We start from the raw sequence: 14,424 nt of genomic DNA, 5'->3' as shown, positions 1-14,424 counted from the left end.
ATGCCGTATTTGATAGCGCCTCGTCTTCGTCAGTTTGCCCAAGGCACCTGCTTGCTGGTTTGTTTTCTGCTGAGCAGCCAACTGCTGGCCCAGCACCAAATCACCAGTATGGATTTCCAACGTACTGGCACAGGCCAGGCAAGGTTACTGCTGACTTTTGCTGGCACACCACCCCAGGCACAGCTCAGCCAGACAGATCAGGGTGAGCTTCAAGTGGAGTTTGCACACACCCAGATTGAATCAGCCTTGCTGAATCAATTTGATGCGCGAGACTTTGCCACACCGGTCACCCAGATTGCGCTGTCACAAGGACAAGAGGCAGGGCGGGTCAGTCTGACCTTGCAAGAGCCCATGCATCATGTGATTTCTCAACTCAATCAACAATGGATACTGGATTTATCACGCATCACTGACGCTGAAGCAACCAGCACACAACGTCGCTTTCGTTACACAGGCGAGCGGATGAGCTTTCAATTCCAAGAGATTCCTGTCCGCCAACTGCTGACCTTAATTGCCGAAGAACTCGAATTAAATCTGATCGCTGGCCCTGCCGTGAGCGGTAGTATCAGCCTGCGTTTAGAAGACATCCCATCCGATCAAGCACTGGATTTAATTCTCACCACCCAAAACCTCGCCAGTCGCCAGACAGGGAATGTGCTCTATGTGGCTCCAGCCAATGAGCTGGCACAACTGGCCGAGCAGGAAAGCGCAGCCGCGCGAGCTGCCGAGGGACTCGCGCCACTTGAAGAACGCTTTATCCGTATTCGCTACGCCGATGCAGCAGGCTTAAGACGCTTTTTGCTTGATGAAGCGGCACCCAGTGTGGACAACCAGCAGTTTGCCGCTGCGCTGGGCTATCGTCCCGGAGAAGCCCCAGCGCCAGTGAGCAGCAATCGCAATCCACGTTTTATGAGTGATCGTGGGCAGCTGCTAGTTGATGAACGCACCAATACACTCTATATCCGCGATACTCAGGAGCAGCTCGATCGTATTCAAGCCATCGTTGAGCGCCTTGATGTGCCTGTGGAACAGATCATGATCGAAGCGCGTATTGTGGTCGCGCGCAGTGGGGCCAGCGATGAGCTCGGCATCAACTGGAGTGGAGGGCGGGTCAGCGGTGGTAGCGGCTCACAAGAGATTACCGGCAACCCGTCTCTGGGACGCGCACTCGAACTGGATACCAGTCTGACAGGCCGCCGTGGATCGAGTGGATCTTACAATCCCTCCACCGGTGCCACCTTTGGCTTTGTCAGCAATAACTTTATTCTTGATCTTGAACTGGCTGCATTGGAAACAGAAAACCGCAGTGAAGTCATCTCTCAACCCCGCGTGATGACCTCAGATCGTCATATGGCCGTGATTCGTTCAGGTGAAGAAATCCCTTATCAGGTCACCGATGGCGACGGCAATGTCACCACCAACTTCCGTCAAGCTGAACTACGCCTTGAAGTGACCCCACAAAATGTCGGTGATGGGCGCATCGCACTCAACCTGCGCGTCAATAATGACAGCCGTGCTCAGGATACGACGGATGCTGGGCCAGTCATCAACACCAATGCCGTTGAAACCCAGGTCTTGATTGAAAACGGCAGCACACTGGCGATCGGGGGGATCTACACCACGCAAAACCTGACTCAAAAATCACAAACTCCCTTCCTTGGCGACCTGCCTATCATTGGCTGGCTGTTTCGCCATTCCATTCAGCGACAGGAAAACGTAGAATTGCTGATCTTTATTACTCCAAGACTTGTCAATTCTTCTCTTGCCAGAAACTAGTGGGGCGTTGTGTGACTGATCAACGCTGATTTGGCAGGGTCGATTGGAACCCAGCATCAAGGCCAGAGCATCTTCTGTGCCTTGAGCCTGACCAAGCTGGCTTCATCGTTAATCAGAGGTGGCCCATGCCCGATGTGCAGCCTAGGCTGACAACCCAAAGTATCTTCCTGATCGGCCCAATGGGTGCTGGCAAAAGCACTCTAGGCCGATTACTGGCTGCGGACCTTAAACGCCCTTTCTACGACTCTGATCTGGTCATTGAAGAACGCTGTGGCGCCAGCATCCCGTGGATTTTTGATCTCGAAGGTGAGGCTGGTTTTCGTGAACGCGAGGCGCAGATGATCGATGAGCTCACTCAACAAGAAGGCATCGTCCTGGCAACAGGTGGCGGGGCTATTTTGCGCCCTGAGAACCGTCAGCACCTGCGTGAACGCGGCGTCGTGATTTTCCTTCGCACCACACTCACGCAACAACTTGCACGCACACGCAAAGATCGCCATCGCCCACTTTTACAAACAGCCGACCCTAAAGCGAAACTGGCACAGCTACGCGAAGAACGCGAACCCTTGTATCAAGCCACGGCCCACCTCATTATTGATACTGACCAGCGGCCGCCACGGCAAGTGATGATGGATATCAAACAACGCCTGCTCGAACTGGATCTGACAACCCTCGGCGCCCAATAAGTTATTTCAGGATCATGATCATGCCTAACCTGCAAGACCTGCTTTCCTTACATCTTGATTTAGGTGAGCGCAGCTATTCTATTCACATCGGCGCTGAGCTGCTGCAGCGCGCGGATCTGCTGCTGCCCCACATCCATGGCCAGCAAGTGCTGATCGTCACCAACACAACCATTGCTCCTTTGTATCTCAACACAGTGCGAACGGCTTTACAGCAGGCCAAGCCTGAACTCAAGATCGAGGAATGCATTCTGCCTGATGGTGAAGCCTATAAAGATCTGCGTCATCTTGAATTGATCTGGGACCGCCTGCTCGAAGCTGGTTTTAATCGGCGCGCCACCTTGATTGCACTCGGCGGTGGTGTGATTGGCGATATGACTGGCTTTGCAGCAGCCTGCTATCAACGTGGCGTCAACTTTATCCAGCTGCCCACCACGCTGCTGTCACAGGTGGACTCCTCTGTGGGTGGCAAAACGGGCGTCAATCACCCATTGGGCAAGAATATGCTGGGTGCCTTCTGGCAACCCAAACTGGTCTTGGCAGACACGCTGACTTTGCAAACACTGCCCCCGCGTGAACTGGCCGCCGGTATGGCAGAAGTCATCAAATATGGTCTGCTGGGCGATCTAGACTTTCTGGAATGGTTAGAAGTGCAATTGCCCAAGCTGATGCAAGGCGATCAACGTCTGCTCGCCGAAGCCATCGTACGCTCCTGTCGCTGTAAGGCGCAGATAGTTGCCCAGGATGAACGCGAAGGTGGCGTGCGCGCACTCCTCAATCTTGGCCATACCTTTGGCCATGCGATCGAAACCGAAATGGGCTACGGTGAGTGGTTACACGGTGAGGCCGTGGGTTGTGGTATGGCCTTGGCTGCTGATTTATCGCAGCGTTTGGGCTGGATCAGTAGTGCAGATCTTGAGCGAACCAAGGCGTTGCTTCAGGCAGCCCAACTTCCAATCCTGCCGCCGCCATCCATGACAGTCGATGCCTTCTTGCGCGCGATGGCTGTGGATAAAAAGAATATTGATGGTGAGCTGAGACTGGTATTATTGCGCCGCTTAGGGCAAGCCGAACTGGTCACTCTGACAGCACATGATCATCTCCACGCTTGTCTTGCTTCTGCATTAGAAAAAAGCCAAGCTTTATCCAAGGCGCATTCACTCTAGCGCCCCGCCTCGTATAGTGTATTTGGATCTGAGGCTATATCGACTGAGGGAGTCACCCGTATGCAATCTTGGGAACCATCACTGGGTGGTGATTCAACCCCAACAGATTTTTCGCAACTGCTGAGCCATGTACAGGATTCTGCGGTCTTTTATCCGGGCCGCCAACATGGTAAGCACCTGGATCTGCTGCTGCACCTAAGCCGCTACAGCAATCTCTTTTTACTCCTCACCGGCCCTGAAGGCAGCGGTAAGAGCCATCTTAAACAGCGCCTGCTGAATCAAATCGATTCAGGCGTGGTGGCCACCAGTCTGCGTGGCGAACAGGTCGCTCAGGCCAACTCACTACTGACTCAGTTAACCCACCAATTGGATCTGGTTATTCCGCCACGCGCCGAAGCCGAAGACTATTGCAATGCGATCCGTGATTTTAGCGCCCAGCTGAATGAAGAAGGCGGCAGCTGCCTGATCGTCATTGATGATGCTGAACTGCTTGAACAAGATGCACTCGACATCCTGCTCGATCTGGCCAATACCACGCCAGATCAACGCCGTCCGCATATTGCGCTGTTTGGTCGCCATGATTTATTTCAACGCCTCAGTAGTGAACCCAACGCGAGCCGCTTTGAAGCCGCAGGCCATCATCTGCCGCTGCATGCCTTGTCTGAAGTCGAAGCCCGTGGCTATCTCGAACACCGCTGCCATAGCGTCGGTATCGACCATCTGCCGCTGGATGATCAGCAGTTTATGCGTGTCTATAAAAAAGCCCGTGGCCTGCCCGGCTTTTTAAATACAGGCATCGTTGAAGAACTCAAGGCAACACAAAACCAGCCAGCAGCTCCCACGCAGGACATCGCCTTAGCGGCCGAAAAGCCACCCGCTAAAAAAGCAGTGGCGCAGAAAAAAAGCACACCCAAAAAACCAGCCAAACCACTGCCTTGGATACCCATAGGGGCCGCTGTCGGGGGCTTGGCGTTACTCACCCTGGTTTTCTTGTATCAGGATCGTCTTTTCTCGACCCCGACACCCGATACCAGCCTGATCAGCCGCTCACAGGAAGTGCGCCAACAAAACTGGGCAGAGATCAACAATCTCGATCTGCCTGCCTTGGCCGAACCTGCACAGGTGGATCTGACTGACGCTGCGCCAGCCCCTGCGACCACAGAGCCAGAACCCGAGCCTGCAACGGCAAGTGCGCCAATGGATTCACCAGATGATGCGCCACCCAGCTCCAGCCGCCCACCTGAACCACTGCAGCCAGTTGCCCCTGCCGAGGTCACCCAAGCTGCAACGCCACCTGCCCCAGCGGCCAGGACAGAAACCCGCCCCGCCCCCAGCGCCGCTGAACAGCCAGCAGGCTTTCAGAACCAAGGACTGAAGCGTGAGGCCTGGCTCATGGAGCGCAATCCGAATCACTTTGCCTTGCAAATGATGGGCAGCTTGGAAGAAGCCAGTGTGCGCCAGTTTATTCAGCAGGCCAATCAATCTGGCTTGGTCTACTTTGAAGGCCGCTATCAGGGCAATCCCTGGTTTGTGGTGGTGTATGGTGACTATGCCAACCGAGACGCTGCTGTCGCGGCCATACCTAACCTGCCCGAGGCACTCAGAAATCAACGCCCTTGGGCGCGAAGCTTTGCCAGCATACAAAACGATCTGCGTAGTCGCTAAGCTCCATCCCCTTCTCTGAGCCGCTGTCTTGCAGCGGCTTTTTTGTTTCGTGCCCTCTCCTTTTGGCCTCTCTCATACCTCAGCCTTTCTTGCACAAAAAAAGTGCATTTATGTCAAGCGCACCATTTGGGTTCAAAACCACCAAAAAGATAACCAAAAAGAATCAATCTGCTTGGATCAATTCCTAATGGTTTGCAAAAGGCGTATTTTTTTACTTTTCATTGATTTTTTTGTTTGTTTTTCGTCCACCTGCGCGTGTAAGATGAGCCCAAGAAAGATAAAAACGGCATAGGTAATGCCGATTTTGCATAACTAGATGCACAAGAGAGACCCGCTTATGAACTCCTTCACGCCTCACTCTGCCTCCTCTGCACCAAAACAGCTAGATGCACCAAAACAGCCAGGCTTGTATCGTCCTGGAGAATTTAAAGACAACTGTGGTTTTGGCCTGATGGCACAAGTCCACGGCGAAGCCAGTCACGACCTGCTCAAAAAAGCCATTGAATCCCTGACCTGCATGACGCACCGTGGGGGCATTGCCTCCGATGGTAAAACAGGGGATGGCTGTGGCCTGTTGATCAAAAAGCCGGACGGGTTTTTACGCGCAGAGGCCAAAAAGCTGTTTCATGCCGAACTGAGTGAGCGCTATGCCGTCGGTATGGTCTTTCTCTCGCAGGACAATGCCACCTACCAAAAAGGCAAGCAGGCTTTAGAGCAGCAGCTCTATGCTCAGGGCTTGGAAGTGCTGGGCTGGCGTGAGGTGCCAACCAATCCTGCTGTCTGTGGCGAAATCGCGCTGGCCTGCATGCCGCGCTTTGAGCAGATCTTCGTCAATGCCCCAGAGGGCATGGAAGAAAAAGAACTCGGCGTAAAGCTTTTTATGGCACGACGTCGCGCTGAAATGGTGATGAAAAGCGATGAGGCTTTTTATGTCGCTTCTTTATCTAGCAAGGTGCTCTCCTACAAGGGCCTCACCATGCCGGTCGATCTGCCTCATTTCTACCTGGATCTGGCCGATGAGCGCATGGAAACCGCGATCTGTGTTTTCCACCAGCGCTTCTCCACCAATACCGATCCCAAATGGCATCTGGCCCAACCCTTTCGCTATCTGGCCCACAATGGTGAGATCAATACCATTGAGGCCAACCGCAACTGGGCCAATGCGCGTAAAAAGAACTTCAAAAACGAATGGCTCCCTGATATCGAAACCCTCGATAAGGTCGTCAACACTGAAGGCTCAGATTCTTCCAGCATGGACAATATGCTTGAAGTGCTGCTGACCGGCGATATGCCCCTCTTTCGTGCCGTGCGCAAAATGATTCCACCAGCTTGGCAGAATGTCCAAACCATGGATGGTGATCTGCGCGCCTTCTACGAATTTAACTCGATGCACATGGAACCCTGGGATGGCCCTGCCGGACTGGTGATGACCGATGGTCGTTATGCCTTGTGTATGCTGGATCGTAACGGTCTGCGTCCTGCACGTTTTGTGATGACCAAAAATGGCTATGTCACTCTGGCTTCTGAAGTGGGCGTTTGGGATTACCAGCCCGAAGACGTGATTTATAAAAGCCGTGTCGGGCCAGGACAAATTCTGGCGATTGATACCTTAACTGGCGATATTCTGCATACCAAGGATGTCGATGATCAGCTGAAGGTCTCACAGCCTTACAAACAGTGGCTGCGTGAACAGTCCACCTATTTAGAGTCTACCCTCACTGAAACTGGCCCCCGCTTTGAGGTGCTGGAGAAGAAAGAGCTGACTCGCCAGATGAAGCTGTTCAACATCAGCCTTGAAGAGCGCAATCAGGTGTTGCGCCCGCTGGCAGAAAGCGGCCAGGAAGCCGTAGGTTCAATGGGCGATGATACCCCGATGGCGGTACTCTCGCAGAAGGTGCGCCATGTCGCCGATTTCTTCCGCCAGAAGTTTGCGCAGGTGACCAACCCGCCGATTGATCCACTGCGTGAAGCGATCGTGATGTCGCTTGAAACCTGTATCGGGCGCGAGATGAATGTCTTTGATGAACGCCCTGAGCATGCCAACCGGATCATTCTGACCACTCCGGTACTGTCACCGCGTAAATTCCAGTCCTTGGTCGAAGATCCTCGCCCTGGCTTTGAAGAGCAGATTTTGGCGCTGGAATTTGATCCGCAGCAGATGGGGTTAAAGCAGGCCATCGAACACCTCTGCCAACAAGCAGAAGATGCTGTGCGTGCAGGCAAGGTGCTTTTGGTGCTCTCTGATCGTCAGCTGCAATCTGGCTGGCTGCCCATCAATGCACTGATGGCCACGGGTGCGGTGCATCATCGTTTGATGGCCAAAGGGCTGCGCTGTGATGCCAATATTATTGTTGATACCGGCTGGGCGCGCGATTCTCATCATATGGCAGTGCTGTTTGGCTTTGGTGCGACAGCGATCCATCCTTGGTTGAGCTATCAGGTCATCGCTGATCTACATCGCAGCGGTGAACTGCAAGGTGAGCCCGGCGAGACTCGGCGCGCCTATCGCAAGGGCATCCAAAAAGGGTTGCTGAAAATTCTGTCCAAAATGGGCATCTCGACACTGCCCTCTTACCGTGGCTCGCAGCTATTTGAGGCCATAGGTCTGAATGATGAGATCGTTGAGCTGTGCTTCAAGGGCGTGGCCAGCCGTATTCAGGGCGCCAGCTTTGCTGACTTGCAGCTGGATCAAGAGCTGCTAGCCGAACAAGCGGAACGCGCCTCAGTGCCAATCTCTCAAGGCGGCCTGCTCAAGTATGTGCATGGCGGCGAATACCATGCCTATAACCCAGATGTCGTTAAGGCGATGCAAGAGGCAGTGCAAACAGGCAGCTATAGTGCGTGGAAGCGTTTTGCCAAGCTGGTTAACGAGCGCCCCGTCGCGACCCTGCGCGATCTACTCCAACTGAAAAAGGCCGACCAGCCGCTGTCTTTGGATCAGGTCGAAAGTGTTGAAGAACTGCTGCCACGCTTTGATTCGGCAGGCATGTCCCTCGGTGCCCTCTCTCCTGAAGCGCACGAGGCCCTTGCCCAAGCGATGAATGAGCTGGGCGCGCGTTCTAACTCAGGTGAAGGCGGCGAAGACCCAGCGCGCTATGGCACGCTCAAATCCTCCAAGATCAAGCAGATTGCCTCAGGGCGCTTTGGTGTCACTCCGGCTTATCTGGTGAATGCAGAAGTGCTGCAAATCAAGGTGGCACAAGGTGCCAAGCCTGGTGAGGGCGGCCAGCTGCCCGGCGGCAAGGTGAATGCCCTGATTGCGCGCCTACGTCATGCGGTACCGGGTGTCACACTGATCTCGCCACCACCGCATCATGATATCTACTCGATTGAAGATCTAGCCCAGCTGATTTTCGATCTGAAACAGGTTAACCCCAAGGCGCAGGTTTCAGTGAAGCTGGTTTCAGAGCCAGGTATCGGCACCATCGCCACCGGCGTGGCCAAGGCTTATGCCGATTTGATTACTGTCTCTGGCTATGATGGTGGCACCGCCGCCTCGCCGCTGACTTCGATCAAATATGCGGGTTCTCCTTGGGAGATCGGCTTGGCTGAAGTCCAGCAGGCCCTGCGTATCAACAAGCTGCGCGATAAAATCCGCCTGCAGACCGATGGTGGTTTGAAAACCGGTTTGGATGTGATCAAGGCCGCGATTTTAGGTGCAGAGAGCTTTGGTTTTGGTACCGCGCCGATGGTGGCACTGGGTTGTAAATACCTGCGTATTTGCCACCTCAACAACTGCGCCACCGGTGTGGCCACGCAGGATGATCAACTGCGCGAACAACATTTCCGTGGCACGGTCGAGATGGTCAAAAACTACTTCCGTTTTATTGCTGAAGAAGTGCGCGAAATCCTCGCTGAGCTGGGTGTGGCCAAGCTAACTGATTTGATTGGGCGCGTGGATCTGCTGGATGTGATTGACGGCAGCACCTCACGTCAGGGCCAGTTAGATCTAAACCGTCTGCTGTTTAACGATGCTGTGCCAGCGGATGCCCCTCAGTTCTGCCAGATTAACCGCAACCAGCCTTTTGATCAGGCTGAATTAGCCGAGCGGATGGTGGTAGAACTGCGCCAGGCATTAGATCAAAAGACCGGCGGTGATTTTAGCTTCACCATCACCAACTGCGATCGCTCAATCGGTGCCCGTATTTCTGGTGAAATCGCGCAGCGCTATGGTGATGCCGGATTAGAGGATGCGCCGATCAATCTGCACCTGAAAGGTGTGGCTGGACAAAGCTTTGGCGTCTGGAATGCCAAGGGACTCAATCTCTATCTTGAAGGCGATGCCAACGACTATGTCGGTAAAGGCATGAATGGCGGCAAGCTGGTGCTGGTTCCCCCTCAGGGCAGTTCTTTTGCCAGCCACAAAACCTCGATTATGGGCAACACCTGCTTGTATGGTGCCACTGGTGGTCATCTCTATGCTGCAGGTCGCGCTGGTGAGCGCTTTGCGGTGCGTAACTCAGGGGCCACTGCCATCGTCGAAGGCGCTGGGGATCACTGCTGCGAATATATGACTGGGGGTCTGGTGTGTGTGCTGGGCGATACTGGCTATAACTTTGGTGCGGGGATGACCGGCGGCTTTGCCTATGTGCTGGATCTGGATCGCAGCTTTATGGATAAGTACAACCATGAGCTGGTCGATCTACACCGTATCAATACTGAGCAGATGGAGGCTTACCGCAATCATCTTCGCAGCTTGATTCAGGAATTTGTGGATCACACCCAGTCCGCTTGGGGCCGCAAGATACTGCAAGAGTTTTCCGACTTTATTCGTCACTTCTGGCTCGTGAAGCCCAAGGCAGCACAACTGGCGGATCTGCTGAAAACAACACGTCAAAGTGCGCAATAAAAAAGAGACAGATGAATAAAGAATTGATGCTGAGGAAAAAATCATGGCGACACGTCAAGTCAATCCGAACCTGAGTAATGACTTCCAATTTGTGGACGTCGGACGCAAAGATCCGAATAAAAAGCCTGTTGGCCTGCGCAAAAAGGCCTTTATTGAGATCTATGATGTTTTTGAGCCAAAAGAAGCCAGCCAGCAAGCGCATCGCTGCCTGGATTGCGGCAATCCCTACTGTGAGTGGAAGTGCCCTGTTCACAACTACATCCCGAACTGGCTGCAACTGGCCACCGACGGTCATATTTTTGAAGCCGCAGAGCTGTGCCATAGCACCAACACGCTACCAGAGGTTTGTGGCCGCGTTTGCCCGCAGGATCGTTTGTGTGAAGGTGCCTGTACCCTGAATGATGGCTTTGGTGCGGTCACGATAGGCTCAGTCGAGAAGTACATCACCGAAACTGCCTTTGCTCAAGGCTGGCGGCCCGATATGAGCCAAGTGACCTGGACAGATAAAAAAGTCGCTGTGATTGGTGCCGGGCCAGCTGGCCTAGGCTGCGCCGATGTACTGGTGCGCAACGGTGTCAAACCTGTTGTCTTTGATAAATACCCTGAAATTGGCGGCCTGCTGACCTTTGGTATTCCTGAATTCAAGCTTGAGAAGCAAGTGATGAGCCGCCGTCGTGAAATCTTCGAAGGCATGGGCATCGAATTCCGGCTGAATACCGAGATAGGTCAGGATGTCACTATGGCGCAGCTGCTGGAAGATTATGATGCGGTGTTTATGGGCATGGGCACCTATACCTCGATGCAGGGTGGCTTTCCCGGCGAGCAGCTGCCTGGCGTCTATCCGGCACTGGATTTCTTGATTTCTAACGTCAATCGCTGCCTCGGGTTTGAGAAGGACCCAGCCGACTATATCAGCATGGAAGGCAAGAAGGTGGTGGTCCTCGGTGGTGGCGATACCGCGATGGATTGTAACCGCACCTCGATTCGCCAGAATGCCAAAAGCGTAACCTGCGCTTATCGACGCGATGAAGAAAACATGCCCGGCTCACGTAAAGAAGTGGAAAACGCGCGCGAAGAAGGGGTGAAGTTTCTCTTTAATCGCCAGCCCATCGCCATCGTTGGTGAAGGCAAGGTCGAGGGCGTAAAGGTGGTCCGCACCCAAATGGGTGAACCAGATGAAAAGGGCCGCCGCCGTCCTGAGATTGTCCCTGGCTCAGAAGAAATTCTGCCTGCTGATGCAGTGCTGGTTGCTTTTGGCTTCCAAGCCAGCCCCGCCAACTGGTTTGAGCAGCACCAGATCAACACCAACCAGTGGGGCTTGGTGGAGGCACCGGAGAAAGCCAAGCACCCCTTCCAAACCAGCAATGAGAAGGTCTTTGCCGGTGGTGATATGGTGCGCGGTTCTGATCTGGTGGTGACCGCCATCTGGGAAGGGCGCGAAGCCGCGAAGGGAATTTTGAGCTACTTGAAGGTCTAGGATGAGGCTTGACCTCCGGCAGCACTGATCACGACCCCCTCTACATGAGGGGGTCGCTCTTATTTCAGAAGCGATAACGCCCGCTCAACCAGAGGCTGCGGCCTGGCTCGGTGAGTGTCTCTGTATAGGCGTCTTCTCCGACATTCAAAGGATCACTGGCGGCACGATTGCGATTAATGAAGTTGGCATAGTTTTTATCCAACAGATTGCTGACCCCAGTGGCCACTTCAATACGCGCGACCGGACGCCACAACAGGCTCAGATCCACCACCCCATAACCTGCGGTTGGTTGCTCACTGGCGGCCAGATTTAACCTGTCTTGACTGGCGGCAAAACGCAGCGTGGCACTGGCTTCCCATTGCGGACTGATCCAGTGTTGAGAAACCTGACCTGAATAAGGCGAAATCTGCGCCAGCGCCCCACCATCACTGCGATTATCCCCCCGCATGGCATGGAGCTGAGCACGGGTTTCCCACTGCTCGGCATAACGCAGCGCCGCTTCTAGCTCGATGCCATAGAGCGCAGCACGAATATTGCGGTAGTGGCTGGCGTTGTCATAGGTGCCTATCGCCCCCTGATCACGATAGATATAATCACTGACCCAGTTGGCAAAAACGACCGCTGAATAGTTGAAGCTTTGGCTTTGGCCTAGCCAGCCCAGATCCAATTGATGGCTGGTTTCGGGGTTCAAATCAGGATTGCCGATCCAGTTGGGTCTTGCTAGATACATCTCGGTGGCATCGCCCATCCGCTGACTACGGCTGACGCTGATAAAAGCACGTTGCCAATCACCGATATCCTGCTCAAAACGTACAAAAGCACCGGTCAGCCATTCTTCACGATCCAGATTGCCAGTAATACCGTAAGCATTTTGATAAATCTGCGCCGGCTGGCGCATTGCAGGCGGCATTGCAGGCGGCATTGCAGGCGGCATTGGACCGGCATTGTCTGGCAGGCGATGAGCGCGATCGACCGAGGCTTCAGCATAATCCAAACGAAGACCAGCAAAAGCACGTTTATTCGAGCCAATCAGGTGTTCCACCTCGGCAAACACACCGCTCGTGCGCTGAGTGACTTCAGGCCACATCAAAAACATGGCCGCCCCAGCAGGGTTATAAAAGGTGGCATCCCGCTCATTCTGAATAACATTCACGCCGCCTGTAAACCGATTAGGTCCAAGCTGATATTCGGCCATCAAACGCCCGGTGAGGGTGTCCGAAGTCGTGGGCACACGGTTTCCAGTGGAAGCAGGTCGCAAGGAGAAGCTATCCATCACATGCTCCACCTGGCTGTAGTGCAGGTTACCAGACAGGGTCAACAGCGGTGACCAGAGGTATTCACCGCGCAGACCCAGAGTGCGGTTGTCACTTTCAGGGGAATCCATACCCGCACCAGCAAACTTCACATCGCGTTCACGGGTTTCTTCATAGGTGAACTCCAGCCAGGTCTGTTGATTCGGCGTCCAGCCCAAAATCACGCCGCCTTGGGTGGTCTCATAGCCACTCCAGATTTCGCGTCCGGCGCCGTCTTCATAGTTGTCGGCTTGGCTGTATTCGCCGAATACGCGCAGATAGCCCTGCTCGCCACCCAGATCAACCCGTGCAAAGCTCGACCAAGCATCGCCTTGGCTGGCGTAGTAAGCACCGAGATCACCGGTGATGGACGCATGCAGCTCGGGTCGAGTGCGCTCAAAAACCACCGTGCCACCTGATCCTCCCGGACCATGGCGCAGCGTGGTGACACCTTTGCTCAGTGTGACCAGATCATAGGAGTGCAGCGGCGCATAGGCCGTGGGTGGGTCCATTCGGTTCGGACAGCCACCAAAAACATAGGCACCATCGAGCAGAATATTGAGCCGATTCTGGCCCAGGCCACGTATCACTGGGTCCAATCCATGCCCACCCATGCGATTAGCATCGACACCGGGCTGCTGGCGCAACCAATCCCCAGCATCAGCCGCAGGACGATCCGCAGTACGCGGCCAGGTTTCCAGTGTCTGGGTAGAGAGGGATTGACCACTGATGACCAAAGGCGTCAATTCGGTGCTGGTGTCGGCCACCGCCAGCCCAGGAGAGAGCGCAGCAGCCACCGCCACACTCAAAGAAGACAAGCGCCAACCACTCGGTCGCGCCAAGGTATGTCTCAAAGAAAAATGCATGGTATTGATCCTGATTGCAAAACGACCGCGCCAAACGCACCTCAATAGGGTGATGGGGTCGCCGTCTTATAAAAATGCAGAAAGTGAGCAGCTGACATGAGCGATTGGGCTCCTGCTCACCTTCTATGAGCTTGGCACTGCACTCCCTACCTCATGGACATGAGCGGGACACAAGGAATGAAGTACAGTCGTCAGATCAGGACCAGATGGGTGGGGCGCGTGAAGGCGGCGGTAAGGCCAGATAGGCCATTGGCGGGTGTGCTGCGCTCGGCAACAACACAGAGCTTAGGGCCAACCAGAGGGGTTCAGTCAGTTCGGGGGTGATCGCCAGCAGCAGACCGCTTGGCGAGGCACACTCAGGACAATAGGAAAAGGGTTGTTCAGAGGAGATGGGCTGACCATCAGCATCGAGCAGGATTCTCTCGCTCCCGCCATGCCAGGAACAGATCTCGATATAGCCGTTTTCATGCACCACCAAAACCGGCACCATAAAGGGCGTCACGATGCGCTGCATCATCACGGCCAGGGCCAGCAAGAGTAATCCGGTATTCAGTGTTCGGCTGAAGCGCATGGTTATCACCCTAAAGTGTACGGCTATTCTAGGGTGAGTCATCCAGCAGGGCAAGAGGATGCGACAGCGTGACCCGTTG

The 14,424-nt window shown here is 54.3% G+C and carries 8 protein-coding genes; 6 read left to right on the top strand and 2 right to left on the bottom strand.

Features of this window, described 5'->3' with window-relative positions; genetic code table 11:
* From V6U78_RS00420 to V6U78_RS00395, 6 genes are all read left to right on the top strand, one after another.
* Complete coding sequence (locus V6U78_RS00420) at positions 1-1,776, top strand: type IV pilus secretin PilQ (RefSeq protein WP_405335925.1); 1,776 nt, start codon at positions 1-3, stop codon at positions 1,774-1,776.
* Positions 1,777-1,901: 125 nt separating this feature from the next.
* Complete coding sequence (aroK, locus tag V6U78_RS00415; protein WP_405335922.1) at positions 1,902-2,462, top strand: shikimate kinase AroK; 561 nt, start codon at positions 1,902-1,904, stop codon at positions 2,460-2,462.
* Between the two features lie 20 nt (positions 2,463-2,482).
* Positions 2,483-3,625, top strand: coding sequence for a 3-dehydroquinate synthase (aroB, locus tag V6U78_RS00410; protein ID WP_405335919.1), 1,143 nt, complete (start codon positions 2,483-2,485; stop codon positions 3,623-3,625).
* Between the two features lie 60 nt (positions 3,626-3,685).
* On the top strand, positions 3,686-5,290 hold the full coding sequence (locus V6U78_RS00405; RefSeq protein ID WP_405335916.1) for an SPOR domain-containing protein: 1,605 nt from the start codon (positions 3,686-3,688) through the stop codon (positions 5,288-5,290).
* 337 nt (positions 5,291-5,627) lie between these two features.
* Positions 5,628-10,139, top strand: a complete 4,512-nt coding sequence (gltB, locus tag V6U78_RS00400; RefSeq protein ID WP_405335913.1) for a glutamate synthase large subunit — start codon at positions 5,628-5,630, stop codon at positions 10,137-10,139.
* Positions 10,140-10,182: 43 nt separating this feature from the next.
* Positions 10,183-11,616 carry an FAD-dependent oxidoreductase gene (locus V6U78_RS00395; RefSeq protein WP_405335910.1) on the top strand — a complete coding sequence of 478 codons (1,434 nt, stop codon included), beginning with the start codon at positions 10,183-10,185 and terminating at the stop codon, positions 11,614-11,616.
* 64 nt (positions 11,617-11,680) lie between these two features.
* Here the strand turns inward: V6U78_RS00395 and V6U78_RS00390 are convergent, their stop codons facing one another.
* Positions 11,681-13,774 carry a TonB-dependent receptor domain-containing protein gene (locus V6U78_RS00390; protein WP_405335907.1) on the bottom strand — a complete coding sequence of 698 codons (2,094 nt, stop codon included), beginning with the start codon at positions 13,772-13,774 and terminating at the stop codon, positions 11,681-11,683.
* A 196-nt stretch (positions 13,775-13,970) separates the two neighbouring features.
* Positions 13,971-14,345, bottom strand: a complete 375-nt coding sequence (locus V6U78_RS00385) for a hypothetical protein (RefSeq protein WP_405335904.1) — start codon at positions 14,343-14,345, stop codon at positions 13,971-13,973.
* Positions 14,346-14,424 lie beyond the last annotated feature (79 nt).

Source organism: Marinospirillum alkalitolerans, from assembly GCF_045055655.1.
GTDB classification, from domain to species: domain Bacteria; phylum Pseudomonadota; class Gammaproteobacteria; order Pseudomonadales; family Halomonadaceae; genus Marinospirillum; species Marinospirillum alkalitolerans.
Note: the sequence above shows the minus strand (reverse complement) of the source record. Positions and strands in the feature narration are given on the sequence as shown.

Bases quoted from the DNA above. Each gene is read 5' to 3' on its own strand.
- V6U78_RS00390 (WP_405335907.1), bottom strand. From the start codon at position 13,774: ATGCATTTTTCTTTGAGACATACCTTGGCGCGACCGAGTGGTTGGCGC.
- aroK (WP_405335922.1), top strand. From the start codon at position 1,902: ATGCCCGATGTGCAGCCTAGGCTGACAACCCAAAGTATCTTCCTGATC.
- V6U78_RS00420 (WP_405335925.1), top strand. From the start codon at position 1: ATGCCGTATTTGATAGCGCCTCGTCTTCGTCAGTTTGCCCAAGGCACC.
- gltB (WP_405335913.1), top strand. From the start codon at position 5,628: ATGAACTCCTTCACGCCTCACTCTGCCTCCTCTGCACCAAAACAGCTA.
- V6U78_RS00385 (WP_405335904.1), bottom strand. From the start codon at position 14,345: ATGCGCTTCAGCCGAACACTGAATACCGGATTACTCTTGCTGGCCCTG.
- V6U78_RS00405 (WP_405335916.1), top strand. From the start codon at position 3,686: ATGCAATCTTGGGAACCATCACTGGGTGGTGATTCAACCCCAACAGAT.
- aroB (WP_405335919.1), top strand. From the start codon at position 2,483: ATGCCTAACCTGCAAGACCTGCTTTCCTTACATCTTGATTTAGGTGAG.
- V6U78_RS00395 (WP_405335910.1), top strand. From the start codon at position 10,183: ATGGCGACACGTCAAGTCAATCCGAACCTGAGTAATGACTTCCAATTT.